Raw genomic sequence first — 22,494 nt, forward strand, 5'->3', positions numbered from 1 at the left:
ACTGCCGTTACAGACAGACAGGCCGACTGGCCGCCGAGAGACAACTCATTGAAGCGTTTAACGATAAATTATGTTTTCATCGGGGTAATCGCTTTGCTGTTGACGCTGGCACTGTGGCCAAATATTCCCTGGCGCAGTCATCAGGACGTCCAGTTAAGGCAAATCCTTTCACGTGGCGAGCTACGCATCAGCACCGTGACCTCTCCGTTGACCTATACCCTCAGCAACGGTTCCCCCACCGGGCTGGATTATGAACTGGCTAAGCGATTCGCCGACTACCTCGGCGTGCGGCTGGTGGTTTCGGTGCGTCAAAATGTTGACGATTTATTCAGCGATCTGGATAACGACAATGCCGACCTGCTGGCGGCAGGCCTCATCTATAACCAGGAACGTCTGAACCGCTTCCAGGCAGGCCCTTCCTATTATTCCGTATCGCAGCAACTGGTCTACCGTATGGGGAGCGCGCGTCCCACCTCGTTGGACAAATTGCAGGGTAAACTGACCGTACTGTCTGGCTCGGCACATGCCGCGACCTTGCGTGATCTGAAAGCCGAAAAATATCCGCAACTGAGCTGGGAAGTTGCCACCGATGTCTCTGAACTGGATCTGCTAAAACAGGTCGCTGAAGGGAAACTGGATTACACCATCGCTGACTCAATCAACATTGGTCTGATGCAGCGAATCCACCCTCAGTTAGCGGTGTCATTCGATCTTAGCGACGAAGAGCCAGTGACCTGGTATATGCGGCAAAACCGTGATGACAGTCTTTCTGCCGCACTGCTCGACTTCTTTAGTCAGGTGATGGAAGACGGCACCCTTGCCCGTCTGGAAGAGAAGTATCTGGGGCATGTCGGCGAATTCGACTATGTGGATACCACCACGTTCCTCAGCGCTATCGACAACACATTGCCGGGTTTACGTCCGCTGTTCGAGAAATACGCCCGGGAAATAGACTGGAAACTGCTGGCGGCGATTTCTTATCAGGAATCGCACTGGAACCCACTGGCTACCTCGCCAACCGGGGTACGTGGTTTGATGATGCTGACGCGCAATACCGCTGAAAGTCTGGATGTGGTCAACCGGCTCAACCCGGAGGAAAGCATTCGCGGCGGAGCCAGATATTTAAGCCAAATGATGCAGCAAGTCCCTGCCACCATCCCGGTGGACGAGCGTATCTGGTTTGCGCTGGCGGCCTATAATATGGGGTACGCACATATGATGGATGCCCGTAAGCTGACAGAAAAACAGCAGGGAAATCCAGACAGTTGGGCAGACGTCAAAATACGCCTGCCGATGTTGAGTCAAAAACGCTACTACTCCCAAACCACCAGCGGTTATGCGCGTGGTCAGGAGGCTTATGACTATGTGGAAAATATCCGACGCTACATGGTCAGTCTGGTGGGGTATCTTTCAGAGAAAGAAAGCCGGGCGTTACAACAGCAACTGGCGGGCAGCGCCTACCCCGCCGTACCACCAGAGCAATTGACCGCCACACGCCCCCGCTAAGCGGTTCCTGCAACCCTATTCACCACGGTTCGGGTCGCTACGATTCGGACCTTGTTATTCTGCGCGGCCCCATTCAGGCGGAAGTATCATGTGAAGTACCATGTGAAATATCACGCCCGGCACGCGCTTCACGCTGCTGCTGACGGCGCATACGGAAAAAACGACTCAGCAGTGCTGAGCACTCTTCCGCCAACACACCGTCGGTTATGGCTATTTGATGATTCATTCCTGGATGACGCAAAATATCCACCAGCGAGCCAGCGGCTCCCGTCTTGGCATCCGCCGCGCCATACACCAGCCGACTGATACGACTATGAATCATGGCTCCAGCACACATCACGCACGGCTCCAGCGTGATATACAGGGTAGTGTCTAACAGGCGATAGTTCTGCAGCACTTGCCCTCCTTGCTGCAATGCCATGATCTCTGCATGGGCAGTGGGATCATGGCGACCAATCGGCCGGTTCCAGCCCTCGCCAATCACCTGATTTCCCTGCACCAACACCGCGCCAACCGGCACTTCACCTTCATCCCAGGCTCGTTGTGCCAATGACAACGCGTGGCGCATCCAGAATTCATCATCCATCGGACTACTCATTATTCCTCTTGGTTTTTCGCATTTTCTTTATATAACGCATCACGCAGGTATCCATCGCTCTGTACTAACCGTTGCCTGGCCTGTTGTGCATCACATCCTGCCACCACCATGACTATCGCCGGTTTGACGTCATAATCGGTTTGCGCCAGACACTGCTGTGCCGTTTCCCGATCAACCCCGGTAGCCTCCATCAAAATACGGCAGGCTCGATCGACCAGTTTTACGTTAGTGGCTTTCACATCTACCATCAGGTTCTGATATACCTTCCCCAGTCGCACCATCGCACCGGTGGAAATCATATTTAATACCAGTTTTTGTGCTGTACCAGATTTCAGCCGTGTGGAACCGGTTAACACTTCAGGCCCCACCAATGGAGAAATCGCAATCTCCGCCTCTTGTGCAATCGGTGAATGAGGATTGCAGGAAATGGCAACGGTACGGCAACCCAACGTCCGGGCATAACGTAAGCCACCAATCACGTAGGGTGTTCGCCCTGAGGCGGCAATACCGATGACGATATCGCGAGAAGTCAGCGTCAGCGCAACCAAATCCGCTTCACCGAGTGCGGGGTTATCTTCCGCCCCCTCTACCGCCTTTAGCAATGCGCCGGATCCACCGGCAATCAATCCCACCACCACGCCATGCGGCACGCCAAAGGTAGGTGGACATTCGGATGCGTCCAACACCCCAAGGCGGCCGCTGGTACCCGCACCCTGATAAATCATTCGACCTCCCGCCTTCAGGCAACCTGCAGCCGCATCCACTGCCTGAGCAACAGCGGGAAGGACTTTGCGCACCGCTTCCGGTACCCGGTGATCTTCCTGATTGAACAAGGAGACCATTTCCAGCGTGGACAACTGATCCAAATTCATGGATGCAGGATGGCGTGTTTCCGAAACCAGCGTACCAAAATCGATACTTTTCTCATCGTTTACCATTATCAGCCACCTTGATTAGCGGTTTGCTCCGTGTCGTCGGCAGGTGATCATCACTCTGCCATTTGTCGGACCAATAAAAAACGGCTTGCAAGGTAACTGGCAAGCCGTTTTGTCGGTACTTATCAGCATCAGAAGATTTTATCTTCATCCTCACGGATCAGTGACTCCAGATTACCCAGTTCTTCACGCGCCCGTGCCCGGTTGACGAGTTTAAGCTGCGCCGCCGCTGGAAAATCCGTGATACTAATCTGTCCTTTGGTGATCAGCACCTGAATCAAGTCTTCAAGTACGCGTACCATTTCCAGATCGCTGCTGCGCAAGCGCTCGATTTTAGCCAGAATAGCCCGCTGGTTATGCAGCCATGCCGCTGCCTCGACTGAATTATCCGGCAGTTCACCACTCATTTCCGGAAACGGCGATCTTTCTACCCTGATAAGATGCCCGTTGCTGTCACGCAAAATGTAAAACATACCAAGCCCTTTTTTATTAGCAATAGAAGAGAATCCCACGACAGGAGGAACCTCCACTCTTGATTAGGATTTCATTTTATTACCACGCTGCAAGCCGATAGACATAACGGCCTCAAACACACGCCCACGGTGCACAGAGCTGCGTACTGGTGCAACCTTGCTAAGTCCGTATTACTGCTGTGTCTGCCAGAGGATACCGACACGAGAATCCATCGTCTTCACCCGAACAAGGCAGCCGCATTAATGAATAACACACCGCCGCTGGATGGAGTTTGTCACGCCGTACGGGCAATATGTCCTGCGACGAAGCCTGAAGGTGTGACTACGATTTTCTATCGCCACACCGTCAGGCCACCTATCAGAATGGCATTTTCGCCAGCCCCCGGCAAGCTATCCAGAATATTATCCGCCGCTATCCACGTTTCGAGTAGAGTCGATAGCCCGCTAAAATGTGATCAATACAAGAATTAATGGGCGTATTATATCGCATCAAAATGTCAGTTATATTGACCAATACACTAGAGTTCGCACTTGAGCAGAGAAACCGACTGGCATCTTTCTGCATCGTCAAACGGCCTGATAAGATTCGCCAGGAATAATGCTTGCCAGTCAAAACCAGAAAAAACAACAAAATCAGGCCATATTGCTCACTTTTGTTTATTGTTATTTTTATCTGTGATCGCCTTGCCTGCAAGCAGTCACGATAGCTAAGGAATGTGCAGCGACATGAATACGCACCATGAGCAGCCACCAGGCGGCGGAGAATATCCGCATTCTCTACAACATCAAGACCCTCGCGCCCGCCATGATGATCCCTTACTGGATTGTCTGTTGGCCTTGTGCCAATTGCAGGGGAAGCCGACCAGCCGCGCCACACTGACGGCAGGATTACCCCTGGAAGATCTGCGTTTATCCACCAGTCTGCTGCCCCGTGCCGCAGCGCGTGCCGGTTTACGCGCCCGCATACTCAAACGCTCGTTAAGCGCGATACCCAGCATGTCGCTGCCAGCGATGTTGCTGCTGCGTGAAGGTCGGGCAGCCATCCTGCTGGGCTGGACTGAAGACGGCAATGCCCGTCTGATGACCGGCGAAACCGAAGGTGGCGAAATCATGGTCGACCACAATACGCTGCAGCAGAACTATCTGGGATTGGTCATGTTCGCGCAGCCAGCCCATCGTTTCGATGCCCCGACGGCGACACGACTGACACGCAGCAAAGCCTGGTGGCGTGACACACTGAAACTGTCTCGCCCTCTTTATCTTGATGCCATCGCCGCCAGTCTGCTCATCAATATCATCGCGCTATTCATTCCGCTATTTGTTATGCAAGTCTACGATCGGGTTATCCCCAATCAAACGACAGCCACCTTATGGGTGCTGGCCTCCGGTCTCGGTATTGCACTGCTATTCGACCTTATTCTGCGCATCTTGCGCAGCGTCTGCCTGGATATTGCAGGTAAAAAAACCGATTTAATTCTTTCTGCCACGCTATTCGAGCGGCTGACTGGCATGATGCGCTCAGCGTTCCCGGCACGAATCGGTGCGATAGCGCATCGGGTGCGGGAGTTTCACGCTCTGCGTGATACGTTATCGTCGCAATCACTGAGTAGCCTGATAGACTTTCCCTTCGCACTGCTGATGTTGATCTTACTCGGTATCTTAGGTGGTCAACTGCTTTGGGTACCATTGCTGACGATACCACTGGTATTGGTGATTAACTGGCTGTTTCAAAAACCCATACTGACAGCACAAGTCCATTCCCTACAACTAACGGATGAACGCCAGGCGCTGCTGACCGAGACACTGAGCGGGTTGGACGCCATTAAAATCAATAACGCAGAAGGCGAACGCCAGCACCGGTGGGAACACATCAGCGGTGAGATTAGTCGACTGGAATTAAGGGTGAAAACGTTATCAGCCTGCACCTTGCATCTGACACAAGCCTGCCAACACCTCGCCAGTGTCATCGTGATAGTCGTTGGGGTCTACCAGTTGCAAAACGCCCAATTGACGCTGGGTACGCTGTTTGCCTGTTACCTGCTCAATAGTCGTGCATTGCTGACCCTGGGGCCGATATCCGAGTGGGTTATCCGCTACCAGCACGCCAGGCTAACGCTGAAAGACACCCAGGAATTGATGCTGCTGCCGCAGGAACGTGGCGAGCAACACGCTGCACTAAAACGAGAAAACATCCAGGGTGGTATTGAGTTTCGTGACGTCACGTTTAGTTATCCCGAACAGAAAAGCCGTGCTCTGATCGATATTAATCTGTCTATTCAGCCGGGTGAAAAAGTCGGCATCATAGGCCGAACCGGCTCGGGTAAGAGCTCGCTGGAAAAGTTAATCGTCAACCTCTATCCCCCCACCCACGGCAGCCTGTTGATTGACGGTGTCGATGCACGCCAGCTCGATGTTGCCGATCTCCGCCATCATGTCGGTTACGTGCCGCAGGATATCCATCTCTTCAGCGGTACGCTGCGGGATAACCTTATTTGTGGTGCCCGCTACGTTGAGGACGACGCCATGCTGAAAGTCACCGATATCGCAGGTGTCAATGATTTCGCCCGGTTACACCCGGATGGCTATAACCTGCAGGTGGGCGAGCGAGGAATGAACCTGTCGGGTGGACAGAAGCAGGCGGTAGCGATTGCCCGAGCCCTACTGCTTAACCCACCTATCCTGGTTCTGGATGAGCCCACCAGTGCGATGGATAACAGCAGTGAAGATCGCTTTAAACAGGCCCTGCAAGCCATCCTTACCAACAAAACATTATTGCTGGTGACACACAGGGTATCCATGCTGACGCTGGTGGATAGACTGATTATCGTGGATAAAGGACGTATTATCGCCGACGGTCCCAAAGCCATCGTGCTGGATGCATTAAAGAAGGGACAGATCAATGCGTCTCGCTAAATTCACTCGCTATCTCAACGCGTATTTATCCAACCATCACCAGCAGGACTCGCACGCACTGACCGCAGTCGGGGAGGCATTGGTGGAAGATACGCCCCGCCTCATTCGGTTATCAATCTGGATTATGCTGGCCTTCACCATGTTTCTGGTTGGCTGGGCGGGCATGGCACAAATGGATGAAGTCGTCAGTGCGACGGGCAAGACTCTCAGTCAATCACCACAATACCGGGTACAGGCAACCGTTACGGGTGAATTGAATGAGCTATACATCCGGGAAGGGCAAATCGTTAATATCGGCGACCCACTGATGCGGCTGGATCATAGCCCACAACAGGAAAAGGCCTCAGTAAATGCCCCGAATGAGCTGTCACTGGTCGTATCGCCCGTGCGGGGTATGGTCAAGCATATTTTGGTCGATACCACTAATGGGCAAGTGTTACCGGGCCGCACATTGGTGGAAATTACGCCGCTGGATGACAAGCTACTGATAGAAGCCCGAGTCCCGTTGAAGGATATAGCGTTTTTACGTCCGGGCCAGGAGGCGGTAATCACGTTCGCCGCTTATGATCACACCACATTTGGCAGCCTGAAAGGGTGTATCGAACAGATTAGCCAGGATGCAATGACAGACCCAGCCGGTAACAGCTTCTACCTGGTTCGCTTACGCACACAGAGCAACTTCCTGGGGACTATAGACAAACCACTACTGATCCTTCCTGGCATGGTAGCGCATATGGATATTATTACTGGCAAGAAGACATTGCTCAGCTATCTGCTAAAGCCAATACGACAGGCCCGGATGGAAGCCTTGCGGGAAAGATAACGCCTCGGCGCTACTGGTGTGTATTCAGATCATGGTAGATTTGGGTCTGGCTTCGTCCTAATGCCTTCGCCTGATACATTGCCGCATCTGCGTTAATGGCTAATGTCAGCGAATCAGTTCCATGTTCGGGATACAGCGCTATCCCAATACTGCATGAAATATCCAGTTTCTTACCCTCGATATAAAAAGGTTCGTTGAGGGCATGATGAATCTTATCAGCGACATACAACGTATTTTCAACTTCCTTGATTCCCTGCAGCAGAATAATAAATTCGTCACCGCTACGGCGGTACACCGTATCCGTTTCACGTACCGCACCACGCATACGCGCCGCCGCCTCTTTGAGCAGTAAATCCCCGGTGGCATGACCAAAGGTGTCGTTAATCTGCTTAAATTTATCCAGGTCGAGGAACATTAGTGCGATCTTCCGGCCTGTCTGCCGTGACAACTGGATAGCCTGCTCCATCTGCTCAGCGAAGGTCAACCCGTTAGCCAGCGAGGTCAGCGAATCGTAATGAGCCAGTTGCCGGTAGTGCTCTTCACTACGACGCAGCATATCAATCGCACGATAACGCTCGATGGCGACAGCCACCAACTGTGCTGATTTCTCAATAGAGGCGATTTCATCCTCCGTTGGGGAATACACTTTACGGTGATAAACACTCAGTACCCCCAGAATCTCTTTGTTCTGCCCAAAGATGGGCTCAGACCAGCAAGAACGCAGGCCAGCATACAATGCCAGACCTTTATACAACGTCCAATGCGGATGTGTGGAGATATCCTCAGCAATCACACGTTTACCAGAGTACGCAGCCGAGCCAAACGACGCCGCCCCATCGGCAATTTTCACGTTGTGAATCGCATTCTTGTAAAAGCCCGGCAAACTGGGCGCAGACCCCAACGTCAGGCATTTCTTTTCCTTATCAACCAACAGCACAGAACAGACGATCCGCCCAGGGTTTTTCTCCTCAACGCTGAAGATGATCGCATCCAGGATATCTTTCAACGGTGCACCACTCGAGAGTAGCTCCAGTGCGCGGTTATAGGAGTTGTCATGGTGTTCCTGAGTCTTGCGCTCAGTGATATCCATTTTTATGCTGACGTATTGAACCGCATCACTGGCTTTATTATATATTTTGACGATGCTGGCTTTTTCCCAATATAACTGCCCGTTTTTCTTACGGTTGACAAACTCGCCGTTCCAAATCTCACCTTTATTGAGGGTAGACCACAGTTCTTCATACACGCTGGCGTTGGTCATGCCCGAACTTAATATATTGGTTTTACGACCGATCACTTCTTCCGCTTCATAACCCGACATCACAGTGAACTGACGGTTCACGTACACGATTTCACAGCTTTCATTAGCGATCATAATGGATGATGGGCTGTACTCGGCGGCGAAGAACACCATATTCAGGAAGTCTTGCTTTTTTTGTTCTGAGTCGGCTTTTTCCTGAAATTTACGGCTTCTTGCAGTAGAAATCCCCAAGAGCACTATTAATAGGGTTATTATAATTTCATACACAATAACACTCTCCTCAGGCCCGAAGCGGTCCTGAACGAACAAATCGCATCACTGAAGACGAAAAATCCCGGTAATAACTCCCCTCGTATGGATTTTCAGGGTTGGCACATTTCCGGAGAGTAGAAAGGATGAATGAAAAAACTATCCAGCTCTGCAGGACAGGTTCATAGCCATAAAAACGACAGCATAAAGCCTCCATTATATCGCTGTGTGCAGACCTAAATAATAAAATCAAGAGAATTAGCTTAATCAGTTATATTAATGATCGTTATAGACATAAGCCTGGCTAATATTTTGATACGGCTTTTTACAGATTTCGTAGCGCAGTATTTTGACTATCAATTTTTCGTAAGCAAATCAATTATACCGATAAGTCACATTATTTTAATCAAAAAAAACTATCACCAGACGATTTTTGATCGTTGGTAGCAAACATTTATTTTTTTGTATTTATAAATCAAATGGTTATATCTTTAAAATTTAGTCCATTATTTCTCTTATGATCGCTGTTTTTTTCAGCTATCGTCACAGTTTCCCTGTTCAGAAAACAGCGCCTCGGCCACATAAAACACTATATTTATATAAAAAACAAGGCATAAAAAATGAAAAGTCCATAACTAGCAATCTAATCATTTATTTTATACGGTATATTTGGGGGAGATGGATTTCCCTTTTCCCCTCAAGGGATTATTGAGCCGGAGATAGGGTTTGCGGGAGTCGAGAGGACTTACTCTAATCAAATAAGCAGTAGTGACTCAGGAATATTAAGCAGGCATAATTACAGCTCTGAACGGAGATCTTCCATATTTTCAAATGGTTGAGGTCGAGACAGGAAATACCCTTGGGCAGCAGAAGCATTGGACTGCCTGACTATCTCCCACTCTTCTTGCGTTTCAACCCCTTCAATCACCACATCAGTACAGTAAGTGGCTATCAAAGAAACCAGTGACGGGAACAGCTTTCTGCCCTCTTCGCTTTGTAGCAGCATAATGAAAAGCTCACGAGCAATCTTGATGCAATCGTATTTTACTTGCGCCAGCGAGGAAAAATTCGCGACACCGCAGCCGAAATCATCCAGCCAGAGCTGGTTCGCTTCGGGAAGTGACGCCAATACGTCATGGGGCAATACAGCCAGACTTTCAACTAACTCAAAACGCAGCCAGGGCATGGTAGCCAGCAGTGCTTTGGCCTCGCGGCTTTCCTGCAAAGCCAGTAGCGTCAGACCATCAATATTGACGGAAGCGCGTAACCCATCACGAACAAAGCGGTCGTGCCACTGGCTAAGTAGCTGAAGCTGCTCAATGACAATTTGCAAGCGCTCTTCAACACTCAGGCGGGCAAAATACTGTTCTGGGGATAAAAACGTCTGCGGCATGGATGGATGAAAAACGGCGGTCAGTAACTCAATGCCCATTAAACGACCTGACGTGCGATAAATGGGCTGAAATCTGTATCGCCGATGGCAGCTGTGACAGTAATCAGCATCTGTAAGCAGTGCCTCCCCGGAAATAGAGGCTGCAGAGCCGGGCTGATTAAAGTGACTGTTTTGCTGCACTATGTATTCCGCCATTGAAGGAGATGCTTACAGATCAAGTATACCACATGCACACATGAGTTTATCGACTTCACCCCGACAATCTTCATCTGGGTTGACTGTAATGCAAGTTACAGTACAAAGCGAATATGACGGACACATTGCATGGGAATTTTTTGTTTTTTTATATCAAAAAGCTATGAGAAATTATGCACTACGATCGCATAATAGTGATTAATGTCTTTGTCGTATAGTCCGTCAATCAATCGAATAAACTCGCTTTTTGAGCCCTTCTCTAACGGCATTGTTTATACCATAACCACGCTGTGTAACTGGCCCGTAGAAGAGTATAATCGGCGGCTGATTGATGAAAGGAAAGAAAACATGGCGCTACTGATTACCGCGAAATGCATTAACTGCGATATGTGTGAGCCGGAATGCCCCAATCAAGCCATCTCGATGGGGGATGAGATCTATGAAATTGACCCACTACGCTGTACCGAATGCGTCGGGCATTACGATATGCCGACCTGCCAAAAGGTCTGCCCTATCGACAACACCATTATCAAAGACGCGAATCACCCAGAAAATCACGAGCAGTTGTGGGAAAAATTCGTCCTGTTGCACCATGCCGACCAGCTGTAATACCCGCTCAGCATAATGCCATTCAACTTTACCCTTCGATAATCACCGTAGCGCAGGCGTAGTGTCGCTCATCTGCCAGCGACACATGCACATGCTGCACTCCCAAGGCTTGCGCCAGTTCAGCGGCGCGCGCCAGAAACCGTAAACAGGGTTTACCCAACGCATCATTTACCACCTCAAACTGGGCAAAGGCCAAACCGTCGCGAATACCGGTGCCTAACGCTTTTGCGGCGGCTTCTTTAACCGCAAAGCGCTTAGCCAAAAAGCGAATCGGTTGAGAGTGGGATTGATATTGTACCCATTCCAGGGGACTGAGCACTCGCCGAGCCAGGCGATCGCCGGAACGGCCGACGATCGCTTCAATACGGGTGATTTCAACAATATCCGTACCGAGACCCAAAATTGCCATTAGCGACGCGCTTCCCGCATCAGTGTTTTCATCTCAGCCACCGCCGGTGCCAACCCGCTCATCACCGCACGCCCGATAATCGCGTGACCGATGTTCAGTTCATGCATTTCCGGCAGCGCCGCAATCGGCAGGACATTATGATAAGTCAGACCATGACCGGCATTAACCTTGATACCATGAGACGCCGCATAGGTCGCCGCATCGCGGATGCGCTCAAACTCCTGTTGCCGGGCCACATCGTCTTGCGCATCAGCATAAGCACCGGTATGAATTTCAATATAAGGTGCCCCACTGGCAACGGCGGCATCTATCTGTGTGCGATCGGCATCGATGAATAACGAAACCTGAATCCCTGCTTCACGTAATTGCGCTACCGCCGATGTGATACGCGCAAGCTGCCCCGCTACATCCAGCCCGCCTTCCGTCGTCACTTCCTGACGCTTTTCCGGCACCAGGCAGCAGAAATGCGGTTTCAGCTCACAGGCTATCGCCAGCATTTCATCCGTTACCGCCATCTCCAGATTCATGCGGGTCTGGATGGTCTGACGTAATAAACGCACATCGCGATCGGTAATATGGCGACGATCCTCACGCAAATGCACGGTGATACCGTCTGCTCCCGCCTGTTCTGCGACAAACGCCGCCTGAATCGGATCGGGATATGCGGTACCACGAGCATTACGCAAGGTGGCAATATGATCGATATTTACGCCCAACAACAACTCAGCCATGATCCATCCTTCAATAATTAAGTCTTCGCCGCAGTGTACACCCCGGCCAGCGCTGGCGGTACCCGGCAGGTTCTAGATCTTTTCATCCGGTAGCGCTTTATAGGGTTTCGGCATGAACTGGCGAAACAGCTCCCGACTCTTCAGTGGTTTGCCGCCAAGATAAGGTTTCAGCGCCATACGAGTAAAACGTTTGGCGGCACGCAATGTATCGGAGTCGGGAAACTCTCTTGACGCCAGCGCCTGCAATTCACGTCCGGTAAAGCTGACATTATCTACCACCAGGCTGGCAATAAAGCCTTTCTCTGAACGGTAACGATAGGTCATGGTATCGGCAACGGGTTCACCGCTACCGGCACAGTGCAGAAAATCGACGCCATACCCCAGATGTTCCAGCAACGCCAACTCGAAACGACGCAATGCCGGTTCTGGCGATCCGTTGGTGGCAGCCAATTGTTGTAAACAGTGGAGATAATCGAAAAACAGGGCGGAATAATTGGTTTCCAGCTCCAGCACACGCGTCAGCAGCTCGTTCACATACAAACCGCTATAGAGCAATGAACCACTCAACGGCAATGCGAGAGAAACAGGCTCAGCGTTACGAAGCGTTTTCACTTCGCCTCGTCCACCCCAGCGTACCAGCAGCGGTGTAAAGGGTTGAAGCGCCCCTTTAAGGCTGGAACGCCGCGCCCGGGCACCTTTTGCCAGCACCCGAACACGGCCTTCATTCTCAGAAAACAGATCCAGCAACAGGCTGGTTTCACTGTAAGGTCGCCCATGCAAGACAAATGCGCGCTGCCAGCCTTCCATCGGCGTATGCCTTACAGGTCGTCAATGTAACCCAGGCTACGCAGCGCACGCTCATCGTCCGCCCAGCCAGATTTAACCTTCACCCACAATTCCAGATGAACCTTGGCCTCAAACATCTGTTCCATGTCCTGACGCGCTTCGATACCGATGGTTTTAATCTTGCTGCCTTTGTTGCCAATCACCATCTTTTTCTGGCCTTCACGCTCTACCAGAATCAGGCCATTGATATCGTAACCACCACGTTCGTTAGCGACAAAACGTTCAATCTCCACCGTCACCGAATACGGCAGTTCTTCACCCAGAAAACGCATCAGCTTTTCGCGAATGATTTCCGATGCCATGAAACGTTGTGAACGGTCGGTGATATAGTCTTCCGGGAAATGGTGAATGGCCTGCGGCAGATGCTTACGCACAATCGCGGCAATGGTATCGACATTAGTGCCTTTCTCTGCAGAGATCGGGACCACATCGAGGAAATTCATCTTTTCACTCAGCATTTGGATATGCGGCAGCAGCTTCGTTTTATCCGTGACGTTATCCACTTTATTGATAGCCAACAGCACCGGCGTTTTCTGATCGCGCAGCTTGTTCACTACCATTTCATCATCGTCAGTCCAGTGGGTACCTTCAACCACGAAGATGATCAGTTCCACGTCACCGATTGAACTACTGGCCGCCCGGTTCATCAGGCGGTTGATAGCGCGTTTTTCTTCGATATGCAGCCCTGGAGTATCCACGTAGATAGCCTGATACGGCCCTTCAGTGTGGATCCCCATAATACGGTGACGCGTCGTCTGCGGCTTACGCGAGGTAATAGACACCTTCTGCCCCAGCAACTGGTTCAGTAGGGTGGATTTACCGACATTCGGTCGGCCAACGATCGCGACAAAGCCGCAGTAGGTCTGTTCTTCGCTCATTCAAGCTCCAGCTTTTTCAGGGCCTGCTCCGCCGCCGCTTGCTCGGCTTTACGACGGCTAGACCCAGTACCCACTACCGGCTCGCTAAACCCGCTGACCTGGCAATGAATCGTAAATTCCTGATCGTGCGCCTCGCCACGTACCTGCACCACCAGATAGGTCGGCAGCGGTAAGTGGCGTCCCTGCAAGAACTCTTGCAGACGGGTTTTCGGATCTTTTTGTTTGTCTCCAGGGCTTATTTCATCCAGACGGGTTTGATACCACGACAGAATAAGCCTCTCGATAGTCTGGATATTACTGTCCAGAAATACACCGCCGATTAATGCTTCGACGGTATCCGCCAGAATAGACTCACGGCGGAAGCCACCACTTTTCAATTCACCAGGACCAAGGCGCAGGCATTCGCCCAATTCGAACTCTCGGGCAATTTCCGCCAGTGTATTACCGCGCACCAGCGTTGCACGCATCCGACTCATATCACCTTCATCCACGCGGGGAAAACGGTGATACAGCGCATTGGCAATAACGAAACTCAGAATGGAGTCCCCCAGGAACTCCAGTCGCTCGTTATGTTTACTGCTGGCGCTACGATGCGTCAGTGCCTGCAATAAAAGGTCATATTGTTGGAAAGTATAGCCCAGCTTTTTTTGTAAACGATTTATCAGGATGGGGTTCATGTGCTACCAATAGATCTATAATGCCTTTTTAAACAACAGCATACGGAACAGCCCTGCCTTGCCACTACACTTAAGTCAAAACTGTTTCGTTTGCAGTGGCTCCCGCCCGGGAGCCAGCATTTATTATTCAGAAATATTCTACAACGGAAGTCGCAAATATGCTGCGAGTTTATTTACATTCGATTAATGAATACCACCGATGCGACTTAAACGCACACCTGTGGGCCATTCACCTTCCTGTTTTTCAAAACTCATCCAGATAGCCGTTGCTTTACCCACCAGGTTTCTTTCTGGAACGAATCCCCAATAACGGCTGTCGGCACTGTTATCGCGGTTATCCCCCATCATGAAATAATGACCAGCGGGCACCACCCAACTCCCCAGGGGCTGGCGGGGCTGCTGATAGTACATTCCCAGTCGGTCCTGAGCGCCCGGTACAGCAAGAATATTGTGCGTCACATCGCCCAGTGTTTCCTTGCGGGTCGCCATGCGAATACCTTCGCTTTTCTGGCCCACCGGAATCTGGTAGAAACCGCTGGTCATCTCACGTCCGCTGCCGCTAAACGTCTGTACAAAATCGCTGGGTTCAACGTTGCTATAGGTCACCGGTAACGCACTGGTGCAGCTCGACTTATCGCCACATCCCGGCTGGATGGTAACCTGCTTGGAGATAGGGTCATAACTCACACGATCACCCGGTAACCCTACCACACGTTTGATGTAATCCAGACGCGGGTTTTCCGGGTATTTAAATACCACGATATCGCCACGCTTCGGATGCCCGGTTTCAATCAGCGTCGTTTGCGTTATCGGATCCTTGAGGCCGTAAGCAAATTTTTCGACCAGAATGAAATCCCCGATCAGCAGCGTTGGCATCATCGAACCGGAAGGGATCTGAAACGGTTCGAAGATGAATGAACGCACGACAAACACCAGCGCCAGCACAGGAAAGACTGACGCGAACGTTTCCACCCACCCCGGCTGTTTGATGCTGCTCGCCAGCGCTTTCTCATCGAGAGCACCACCCACCTGCTGGCTCAACGCAGAAATCTTGGCACGCCGAGCCGGCGCCCATTTGAACCGCTCCAGACACCAGACAACGCCAGTCACCAGCGTTGCCAATGCCAAAATCAGGGCAAACATATTGGCCATGCCAACTCCTCAGGGTTATTTGCTTTCTTTTCCAACATGCAGAATGGCCAAAAACGCTTCCTGCGGCAGCTCGACATTCCCTACCTGCTTCATGCGTTTCTTCCCTTCCTTCTGTTTCTGCAGCAGTTTCTTCTTACGGCTGACGTCGCCGCCGTAACATTTCGCCAGAACGTTTTTACGCAGCTGTTTGACGGTAGAACGGGCAATAATATGGTTGCCGATCGCCGCCTGAATCGCGATGTCGAACTGTTGGCGTGGAATCAAATCTTTCATTTTTTCCACCAGCTCACGACCGCGATACATTGAGTTATCACGGTGGGTGATCAGCGCCAGCGCATCCACACGTTCGCCGTTGATCAACACATCCACACGCACCATGTCTGATGCCTGAAAATGTTTGAAACCGTAATCCAGCGATGCATAACCACGTGAGGTGGACTTGAGGCGATCAAAGAAGTCGAGTACCACTTCCGCCATCGGAATTTCATAGGTCAGCGCCACCTGATTGCCGTGATAGACCATATTGGTCTGCACACCACGTTTTTCCACGCACAGGGTGATCACATTACCCAGATATTCCTGCGGCAACAGCATATGACACTCGGCTATCGGCTCACGCAATTCTTCGATGTTGTTGACTGGCGGCAGCTTGGACGGACTGTCGACATAGATAACCTCGTTACTGGTGGTTTTCACTTCGTACACCACCGTCGGTGCCGTGGTGATCAGGTCAAGATCGTATTCACGCTCCAGACGTTCCTGAATGATTTCCATGTGCAAAAGCCCCAGGAAACCACAGCGGAAACCAAAGCCCAGCGCGGTAGAGCTTTCCGGCTCGTAGAACAACGATGCGTCATTCAGGCTGAGTTTACCCAATGCATCACGGAACGCTTCATAATCGTCGGAACTGACCGGGAACAAACCGGCATAAACCTGCGGTTTGACCTTTTTAAAGCCCGGCAGTGGTTTGTCAGCGGGCTTACGCGCCAACGTCAGGGTATCACCCACCGGGGCACCCAAAATATCTTTGATGGCGCAGACCAGCCAGCCAACTTCGCCACATTGCAAGGCATCACGATCCACCTGTTTAGGGGTGAAAATCCCTAAACGCTCGGCGTTATACACCTGGCCGGTGCTCATGACTTTGACTTTATCGCCTTTACGCAACGTACCGTTTTTAATACGGATCAGCGATACCACGCCCAGATAGTTATCAAACCAGGAATCGATAATCAGTGCCTGCAACGGTGCTTCCGGGTCGCCTTCCGGCGGCGGAATATCACGCACCAGGCGCTCCAGCACATCCGGCACACCGACGCCAGTTTTGGCAGAGCAGCGCACCGCGTCGGTCGCATCGATACCCACGATATCTTCGATCTCCTGGCTGACGCGATCAGGATCCGCCGCTGGCAGGTCAATCTTGTTCAGCACGGGCACCACTTCCAGATCCATTTCGATCGCGGTGTAGCAGTTAGCCAACGTTTGCGCTTCAACCCCTTGCCCGGCGTCCACGACCAGCAATGCGCCTTCACAGGCCGCCAGTGAGCGGGAAACCTCATAGGAGAAGTCGACATGTCCGGGGGTATCGATAAAGTTGAGCTGATAAGTCTGGCCGTCGGAAGCCTTGTAATCCAGCGTCACACTCTGAGCTTTGATGGTAATACCACGCTCACGCTCCAGATCCATGGAGTCCAGCACTTGCGCCTCCATTTCACGTTCGGACAAGCCACCACAAATTTGGATGATGCGATCAGAGAGCGTCGACTTACCGTGGTCGATGTGAGCAATAATGGAGAAATTTCGTATATGCTTCATTATAAAAGTTTTTCTACCTTGGTATTTCTGAAATTCTTGCCGAACGGCATGCGCAATGTGATGACAGCCATAGCTACTGTCATATACCTGAATCGCAGCATTCTACATGCCATGCGGAGGAAAACCTAGTCATGGCGCATCGAATCAATTTCTTGATTATGGCAAGGTTATGGATGAGAAGATGAAAGCAGAGGTAAAAAGTCATTAAAGGGAAAAAAGCAAACCGGCCACCAGCCTGCTACCCTGCTGGCCACCTGCGTTTCAACGCTCCGGCGTCATATCGGTTCGCAGTAGATTTTCAGGCAAAGACACCAGCAGAATCACCGGCTGATAACGCTGATTATTGCTAATTTTCGCGGATAAACGCTTTACCAGAGCGAAACTCACCGCCACGCCGACAAAGGCGCCGATGACTGTTGCCAGTTCGTTCTCCAGCCAGTATTGCATCAGTGTGGCCCCCAGCATCAGACCCAGCAACGGCAGCAGATAAACCAGCATTGCCGATCGCAGCAGGCTGGACTCCGCCAGACCGATTTCTACCCGTTGACCAGGAGACAAAGGCTGCGAATACGCAACGCTCAGTTGGTGCGTTGGCGCACCACCCATCTGATTCAATAAACCGGTGCCGCATGATGTACGGGACTGGCAACTCTGACACCCGGAGCGTTGTTCGCAATGCAACACGGCGATACCCGCCTGCCACGATACCACCGTCGCCCATTCTTTAATCATGGCTGCGCCTTGAAGAGCACGTTATCCGCAATACGTTTGGCGGTTGCCAACGGCAACTCACCAATCACGGTGATTTCACGGTTATTCCGTACTTCGGTATGGATAGTTCTGCGCCCCAACGAGGCATTCTGGTCAGGGTGGTTTTCCCCTACGGGGCTGATATTAACGGAAAAGCTGAACAAGCCATCGCTATAAAGACGCGACTCTGTCAGACCGGTCACGCCCGGCAGAGGACGCTGACTGCGCGACACTTCTTCAACACCAACCGGCAGCCATTCCGGCGTCCAGTTAAAATCGGCAACAGACGTCGTAGAAATACTGAGAGAGGGCGGCTGACTGACTTTATCAAGTGGTTTCATGGCTAGCTGCACATTTTTATCCACTGTGACAGAAATCGCCCGGAACTGCTCCAGCAACTCGCCATTCTGATCGAGCAGATCGACCCGCAATGGCAGGCGAGACTCCGCATCAAGGCAGACGATATAACTGAAACGCGTGCCATCCCGCGAGACTATCCTCACAACATCGCCCTGGCGATCAGCCAGACGGATACGACCGGTAGGAATAAAGTCGTAATAAGCAGACAAACGCTCAATGTTGGCGAAAATCAGTGCTGGCAACGAATCGACAATGTGATCGCCAGATAACGTAAAAGGTTCGGCATCCGCTTCGAAATAGCTGATATCGCCACCACGCTGAATCACTTCGCGCTTCGGACCATCCAGATGAATAAGTTCAGCCAGCGTTTCGCCATTTTGTACCGAATGCCGGTAGCGCAATGACTCAATGCCCTGACGGGAAACATTGATGTAGTAAATTTCGTAATTTAATGATCGGCTGGCGCTGCTCATCTGCTGCAACAACGCCCCGGAATCACTTGCCGGGGCGAGGGAGGAATAAGACAGGCTGCCCAGCAATACACATGCGGCAAACCAGAAGCGCTTCATTACTGCGGTTGAATTCCTAATGACTGAGTACCAGGCACCTGTACGGCGGCCTGTTGCTGGCTCCCTTGCTGCTGCAACTGGAGCTGATCAGAATGCACACGGCGCTGCAGTTCGTAATCCTGCAGCAGCGCATTAATACGCTCATGCTGCGCCTGCATCTGACGCTGTCCGGCATGCGCTACGCTATTTTCCGCAGGCACGCTCAGACTCACTGGAGAAGCGGAGCCCCCCATCACCGGTAACGTGCTCAATACCGGCGTGTTTTCCGCCATAGTATCGCTAACGACGTTGCTTTGCTGGTAGTGCTGAACACCAACAATCACTGCCAGCGAAACGCACGCGGCCACACCAATTTGTGTCAGATGACTGGCGAGTGGACGGACTTTGTGCCAGAACGGCAACGCCTGCCAGGACTGAGGATGCGGCTGAGATTCCGGCTCGGCTTTCGTTTTAAACGGAACCGGTTCCTGTTCGAGGGCGGCTGCCACACGCGAAGCGATATCAACCTGCATCAGCGTTTCACTGATATCCCCTCGTAACGTGTCACGTACCAGATGGTAACGCTGCCAGCTTTGCTGCAATGCATCGTCTTTGGACAAGGCGCCTAGCAGCGCATTATCCACTGCCTCACCATCCATTAAAGCGGAAAGTTTTTCTTTCTGCATAACTTCACCTTACCTTGTCAAACCCGTCATGAGTAACGCTAAGAACAAGCTAACGCTGAATAAGCGGTTGCACTTTATTATCAATCGCTTCCCGTGCGCGGAATATGCGCGAGCGAACTGTACCGACCGGGCAATCCATGATGTCGGCGATCTCCTCATAACTCAGCCCATCCAGTTCACGCAACGTAATTGCCAGACGTAAATCTTCGGGCAATGACTCGATAGTATGGAAAACGATCCGTCGTAACTCTTCAGACAACATTAAATTCTCAGGGTTCGATATTTCTTTCAACGCGCTGGCACTTTCGTAATTTTCAGCGTCGTTCGCATCCACATCGCTGGAGGGAGGACGTCGCCCCTGAGCCACCAGATAATTCTTCGCCGTGTTCACGGCAATGCGGTACAACCAGGTGTAAAAGGCACTCTCGCCACGAAACGACTCCAGCGCGCGATAGGCTTTAATAAACGACTCCTGCACTACATCGGGTACATCCCCTGAGGGGACGTAACGCGATACCAGACTCGCCACTTTATGCTGATAACGAACGACCAGTAAATTAAACGCTTTTCTGTCGCCTTTCTGGACCCGCTCAACCAGCACCTGATCCGCTAACTGCTCGCTCATCCGAGATAATGTCTCCCCAAAACCGTGTCGCCACGCCTAAGTCATGTACTGCCAGCCATATATCTGAAATCGAGCAAGCATCGGCTTGGAGTCTTTTAATGTCATAAAGTTCCACCAGACGACGCTTTTTTTGCATCCTGTCGGATACCTGCTGCGTGTCACCGTGCTGCTCTGTGGGGTTTTATTCTCATGACGTTCCCCAACCAATGGGCAAATCATACGTCAAAAGCCCGTTGCTGGCACCCCGTTCCACCTTTTTACACCCACAATGTTTAATACACTAAACACCCACGTGCATTTAAGATAAATATTGTGCTAGATTCAAAAATACCGTTTTATAAATTAAACAACGATCATGATGTCTTCAGTTACAGACTACCACTGTGATGTGCTGATTATCGGCAGCGGAGCCGCTGGATTATCACTGGCGCTACGTCTGGCACCCCATGCACGTGTCATGGTGCTGAGTAAAGGCCCGCTTAGCGAAAGCGCTACGTTCTACGCACAAGGCGGGATAGCCGCCGTCTTTGATGAAACCGACAGCATTGACGCCCATATCAACGATACCCTGATTGCTGGCGACGGTTTATGCGACAGGGAAGCTGTCTCGTTTATTGCCCGTAACGCGCGTCACTGCGTGCAGTGGCTTATCGATCAAGGCGTGTTATTCGACACCGAACCCGCACCGCATGGCGAAGCACGCTACCACCTGACACGCGAAGGTGGCCATAGTCATCGCCGTATCCTGCATGCGGCAGACGCCACAGGCAAAGCGGTAGAAACCACGCTGGTGAGCCAGGCGAAACAACACCCCAATATTGTCTTGCTGGAACGTTGCAATGCGGTGGATTTGATCACCTCCAGCAAACTCGGCTTGCCGGGCCACAAACGGGTTGTCGGCGCGTATTTGTGGAACCGCGAAAAAGAGCACGTTGAATCCTGTCGCGCCAAAGCCGTGGTACTCGCCACCGGCGGTGCTGCCAAAGTTTACCAGTACACCACCAACCCTGATATTTCCTCCGGGGACGGCATCGCTATGGCCTGGCGGGCGGGCTGTCGGGTAGCCAATATGGAGTTTAACCAGTTCCACCCGACGTGTTTGTATCACCCACAGGCCCGCAATTTTTTGCTGACCGAAGCGCTGCGGGGTGAAGGTGCCTGGTTAACCCGGCCAGATGGCAGCCGCTTCATGCCCGATTTTGACAAGCGGGCAGAACTGGCACCACGTGATATTGTCGCCCGGGCTATCGATCATGAAATGAAACGTCTGGGCGTAGACTGCATGTATCTGGATATCAGTCATAAACCCGCGGACTTTATCACGCAGCACTTCCCGACTATCTACGAAAAGTTACTGTCACTGGGCATTGATCTGACCCGGGAACCTATTCCTGTTGTTCCCGCCGCGCATTATACCTGTGGCGGCGTCGTGGTTGACCAGCAAGGGCGTACCGATCTGGACGGCCTGTATGCCATTGGCGAAGTCAGCTATACCGGGTTGCATGGTGCCAACCGTATGGCATCGAACTCGCTGCTGGAATGCCTGGTATATGGCTGGTCTGCCGCCGAAGACATTTTGCAGCACTTACCCGAAAAAACACTGGTGGAATCACTGCCTCGTTGGGATGAAAGCCAGGTAGAAAACTCGGATGAAAGGGTCGTGATTCAACATAATTGGCATGAGCTGCGGCTATTTATGTGGGATTATGTCGGCATTGTGCGCACCACCAAAAGACTGGAGCGTGCACTGCGGCGCATCACACTGCTACAGCAGGAAATCAGTGAGTATTACGCCCACTTCCGTCTCTCTAACAATCTGCTGGAGCTACGCAATCTGGTTCAGGTCGCAGAATTGATTGTGCGCTGTGCGCTGGAGCGTAAAGAGAGCCGGGGGTTGCACTACACGCTCGATTATCCAGAACGTTCGCCAGACTCACACCCCACGATACTTCATCCTTAATGCATAACTCAGTGCCGCTGCCGGGTCTCCCCCGGCAGCATCCCTTCACCTACCGGGCAAAAACGCGCTGCTCAGGAGAGCGCATCCCTGCCTGAATTGCCT

21 protein-coding genes are annotated in these 22,494 nt (G+C 51.6%); 5 read left to right on the plus strand and 16 right to left on the minus strand.

The window, feature by feature from the left end; all coding sequences use genetic code 11:
* The first annotated feature begins 48 nt into the window (after nt 1-48).
* Entirely contained in the window at nt 49-1,506 is a 1,458-nt protein-coding gene (mltF, locus tag FAZ14_RS04345) for a membrane-bound lytic murein transglycosylase MltF (protein ID WP_153508092.1), read from the plus strand.
* A 73-nt stretch (nt 1,507-1,579) separates the two neighbouring features.
* Here the strand turns inward: mltF and tadA are convergent, their stop codons facing one another.
* The 3 genes from tadA to FAZ14_RS04360 form a co-directional block, all read right to left on the minus strand.
* Nucleotides 1,580-2,104, minus strand: coding sequence for a tRNA adenosine(34) deaminase TadA (gene tadA, locus FAZ14_RS04350; protein WP_016941811.1), 525 nt, complete (start codon nt 2,102-2,104; stop codon nt 1,580-1,582).
* Nucleotides 2,104-3,042, minus strand: a complete 939-nt coding sequence (murQ, locus tag FAZ14_RS04355) for an N-acetylmuramic acid 6-phosphate etherase (protein WP_016941810.1) — start codon at nt 3,040-3,042, stop codon at nt 2,104-2,106. The genes tadA and murQ overlap by 1 nt, the downstream gene beginning before the upstream one ends.
* 128 nt (nt 3,043-3,170) lie before the next feature.
* The gene (locus FAZ14_RS04360; RefSeq protein ID WP_029456392.1) at nt 3,171-3,512 is read right to left on the minus strand and encodes a tryptophan synthase subunit beta; all 342 of its coding nucleotides are present in this window, start codon (nt 3,510-3,512) and stop codon (nt 3,171-3,173) included.
* A gap of 726 nt (nt 3,513-4,238) precedes the next feature.
* On the opposite strand from FAZ14_RS04360, the gene FAZ14_RS04365 reads away from it, so the two are divergent.
* Together FAZ14_RS04365 and FAZ14_RS04370 are read left to right on the plus strand one after the other, a co-directional pair.
* Entirely contained in the window at nt 4,239-6,425 is a 2,187-nt protein-coding gene (locus FAZ14_RS04365; protein ID WP_016941808.1) for a type I secretion system permease/ATPase, read from the plus strand.
* The gene (locus tag FAZ14_RS04370) at nt 6,412-7,248 is read left to right on the plus strand and encodes a beta-barrel domain-containing protein (RefSeq protein WP_016941807.1); all 837 of its coding nucleotides are present in this window, start codon (nt 6,412-6,414) and stop codon (nt 7,246-7,248) included. The genes FAZ14_RS04365 and FAZ14_RS04370 overlap by 14 nt, the downstream gene beginning before the upstream one ends.
* A gap of 10 nt (nt 7,249-7,258) precedes the next feature.
* Here the strand turns inward: FAZ14_RS04370 and FAZ14_RS04375 are convergent, their stop codons facing one another.
* Together FAZ14_RS04375 and pdeH are read right to left on the minus strand one after the other, a co-directional pair.
* Nucleotides 7,259-8,776 (minus strand): sensor domain-containing protein, encoded by a 1,518-nt coding sequence (locus FAZ14_RS04375; protein ID WP_029456391.1) that lies wholly within the window; start codon nt 8,774-8,776, stop codon nt 7,259-7,261.
* A gap of 778 nt (nt 8,777-9,554) precedes the next feature.
* Nucleotides 9,555-10,346 (minus strand): cyclic-guanylate-specific phosphodiesterase, encoded by a 792-nt coding sequence (gene pdeH, locus FAZ14_RS04380; protein ID WP_016941804.1) that lies wholly within the window; start codon nt 10,344-10,346, stop codon nt 9,555-9,557.
* A 348-nt stretch (nt 10,347-10,694) separates the two neighbouring features.
* On the opposite strand from pdeH, the gene FAZ14_RS04385 reads away from it, so the two are divergent.
* The gene (locus tag FAZ14_RS04385) at nt 10,695-10,955 is read left to right on the plus strand and encodes a YfhL family 4Fe-4S dicluster ferredoxin (RefSeq protein WP_016941803.1); all 261 of its coding nucleotides are present in this window, start codon (nt 10,695-10,697) and stop codon (nt 10,953-10,955) included.
* A gap of 28 nt (nt 10,956-10,983) precedes the next feature.
* Here the strand turns inward: FAZ14_RS04385 and acpS are convergent, their stop codons facing one another.
* The 11 genes from acpS to rpoE all read right to left on the minus strand — a co-directional run bounded on the left by acpS (nt 10,984) and on the right by rpoE (nt 20,432).
* Nucleotides 10,984-11,364, minus strand: coding sequence for a holo-ACP synthase (gene acpS / locus FAZ14_RS04390; RefSeq protein ID WP_153508093.1), 381 nt, complete (start codon nt 11,362-11,364; stop codon nt 10,984-10,986).
* Nucleotides 11,364-12,095 carry a pyridoxine 5'-phosphate synthase gene (gene pdxJ, locus FAZ14_RS04395; protein ID WP_153508094.1) on the minus strand — a complete coding sequence of 244 codons (732 nt, stop codon included), beginning with the start codon at nt 12,093-12,095 and terminating at the stop codon, nt 11,364-11,366. The genes acpS and pdxJ overlap by 1 nt, the downstream gene beginning before the upstream one ends.
* 72 nt (nt 12,096-12,167) lie before the next feature.
* Nucleotides 12,168-12,902 (minus strand): DNA repair protein RecO, encoded by a 735-nt coding sequence (gene recO, locus FAZ14_RS04400; protein ID WP_153508095.1) that lies wholly within the window; start codon nt 12,900-12,902, stop codon nt 12,168-12,170.
* Nucleotides 12,903-12,913: 11 nt separating this feature from the next.
* On the minus strand, nt 12,914-13,819 hold the full coding sequence (gene era, locus FAZ14_RS04405; protein WP_153508096.1) for a GTPase Era: 906 nt from the start codon (nt 13,817-13,819) through the stop codon (nt 12,914-12,916).
* Nucleotides 13,816-14,496, minus strand: a complete 681-nt coding sequence (gene rnc, locus FAZ14_RS04410) for a ribonuclease III (protein WP_012885750.1) — start codon at nt 14,494-14,496, stop codon at nt 13,816-13,818. Before rnc ends, era begins: the two co-directional genes overlap by 4 nt.
* A gap of 183 nt (nt 14,497-14,679) precedes the next feature.
* Nucleotides 14,680-15,648 (minus strand): signal peptidase I, encoded by a 969-nt coding sequence (lepB, locus tag FAZ14_RS04415; protein ID WP_038926540.1) that lies wholly within the window; start codon nt 15,646-15,648, stop codon nt 14,680-14,682.
* A 15-nt stretch (nt 15,649-15,663) separates the two neighbouring features.
* Nucleotides 15,664-17,463 (minus strand): translation elongation factor 4, encoded by a 1,800-nt coding sequence (gene lepA, locus FAZ14_RS04420; protein WP_016941797.1) that lies wholly within the window; start codon nt 17,461-17,463, stop codon nt 15,664-15,666.
* A gap of 261 nt (nt 17,464-17,724) precedes the next feature.
* Nucleotides 17,725-18,195 carry a SoxR-reducing system protein RseC gene (gene rseC, locus FAZ14_RS04425; RefSeq protein ID WP_153508097.1) on the minus strand — a complete coding sequence of 157 codons (471 nt, stop codon included), beginning with the start codon at nt 18,193-18,195 and terminating at the stop codon, nt 17,725-17,727.
* Nucleotides 18,192-19,142 carry a sigma-E factor regulatory protein RseB gene (gene rseB / locus FAZ14_RS04430; protein WP_023640494.1) on the minus strand — a complete coding sequence of 317 codons (951 nt, stop codon included), beginning with the start codon at nt 19,140-19,142 and terminating at the stop codon, nt 18,192-18,194. The genes rseC and rseB overlap by 4 nt, the downstream gene beginning before the upstream one ends.
* Nucleotides 19,142-19,807 (minus strand): anti-sigma-E factor RseA, encoded by a 666-nt coding sequence (rseA, locus tag FAZ14_RS04435; RefSeq protein WP_016941794.1) that lies wholly within the window; start codon nt 19,805-19,807, stop codon nt 19,142-19,144. Before rseA ends, rseB begins: the two co-directional genes overlap by 1 nt.
* A 49-nt stretch (nt 19,808-19,856) precedes the next feature.
* A complete protein-coding gene (gene rpoE / locus FAZ14_RS04440; protein ID WP_016941793.1) occupies nt 19,857-20,432 on the minus strand; it encodes an RNA polymerase sigma factor RpoE in 576 nt (191 codons plus the stop codon).
* A 355-nt stretch (nt 20,433-20,787) separates the two neighbouring features.
* Here rpoE and nadB point away from each other — a divergent pair, with 355 nt between their 5' ends.
* Entirely contained in the window at nt 20,788-22,392 is a 1,605-nt protein-coding gene (gene nadB / locus FAZ14_RS04445; protein WP_420890240.1) for an L-aspartate oxidase, read from the plus strand.
* Nucleotides 22,393-22,494 lie beyond the last annotated feature (102 nt).

The organism is Dickeya oryzae (assembly GCF_009372235.1).
GTDB classification, from domain to species: domain Bacteria; phylum Pseudomonadota; class Gammaproteobacteria; order Enterobacterales; family Enterobacteriaceae; genus Dickeya; species Dickeya oryzae.

Coding starts and splice junctions, on each gene's coding strand:
- murQ (WP_016941810.1), bottom strand. CDS start 3,042: ATGGTAAACGATGAGAAAAGTATCGATTTTGGTACGCTGGTTTCGGAA.
- FAZ14_RS04385 (WP_016941803.1), top strand. CDS start 10,695: ATGGCGCTACTGATTACCGCGAAATGCATTAACTGCGATATGTGTGAG.
- nadB (WP_420890240.1), top strand. CDS start 20,788: ATGATGTCTTCAGTTACAGACTACCACTGTGATGTGCTGATTATCGGC.
- FAZ14_RS04365 (WP_016941808.1), top strand. CDS start 4,239: ATGAATACGCACCATGAGCAGCCACCAGGCGGCGGAGAATATCCGCAT.
- recO (WP_153508095.1), bottom strand. CDS start 12,902: ATGGAAGGCTGGCAGCGCGCATTTGTCTTGCATGGGCGACCTTACAGT.
- FAZ14_RS04370 (WP_016941807.1), top strand. CDS start 6,412: ATGCGTCTCGCTAAATTCACTCGCTATCTCAACGCGTATTTATCCAAC.
- rpoE (WP_016941793.1), bottom strand. CDS start 20,432: ATGAGCGAGCAGTTAGCGGATCAGGTGCTGGTTGAGCGGGTCCAGAAA.
- rseA (WP_016941794.1), bottom strand. CDS start 19,807: ATGCAGAAAGAAAAACTTTCCGCTTTAATGGATGGTGAGGCAGTGGAT.
- acpS (WP_153508093.1), bottom strand. CDS start 11,364: ATGGCAATTTTGGGTCTCGGTACGGATATTGTTGAAATCACCCGTATT.
- lepA (WP_016941797.1), bottom strand. CDS start 17,463: ATGAAGCATATACGAAATTTCTCCATTATTGCTCACATCGACCACGGT.
- era (WP_153508096.1), bottom strand. CDS start 13,819: ATGAGCGAAGAACAGACCTACTGCGGCTTTGTCGCGATCGTTGGCCGA.
- FAZ14_RS04360 (WP_029456392.1), bottom strand. CDS start 3,512: ATGTTTTACATTTTGCGTGACAGCAACGGGCATCTTATCAGGGTAGAA.
- rnc (WP_012885750.1), bottom strand. CDS start 14,496: ATGAACCCCATCCTGATAAATCGTTTACAAAAAAAGCTGGGCTATACT.
- pdeH (WP_016941804.1), bottom strand. CDS start 10,346: ATGGCGGAATACATAGTGCAGCAAAACAGTCACTTTAATCAGCCCGGC.
- tadA (WP_016941811.1), bottom strand. CDS start 2,104: ATGAGTAGTCCGATGGATGATGAATTCTGGATGCGCCACGCGTTGTCA.
- rseC (WP_153508097.1), bottom strand. CDS start 18,195: ATGATTAAAGAATGGGCGACGGTGGTATCGTGGCAGGCGGGTATCGCC.
- lepB (WP_038926540.1), bottom strand. CDS start 15,648: ATGGCCAATATGTTTGCCCTGATTTTGGCATTGGCAACGCTGGTGACT.
- rseB (WP_023640494.1), bottom strand. CDS start 19,142: ATGAAGCGCTTCTGGTTTGCCGCATGTGTATTGCTGGGCAGCCTGTCT.
- pdxJ (WP_153508094.1), bottom strand. CDS start 12,095: ATGGCTGAGTTGTTGTTGGGCGTAAATATCGATCATATTGCCACCTTG.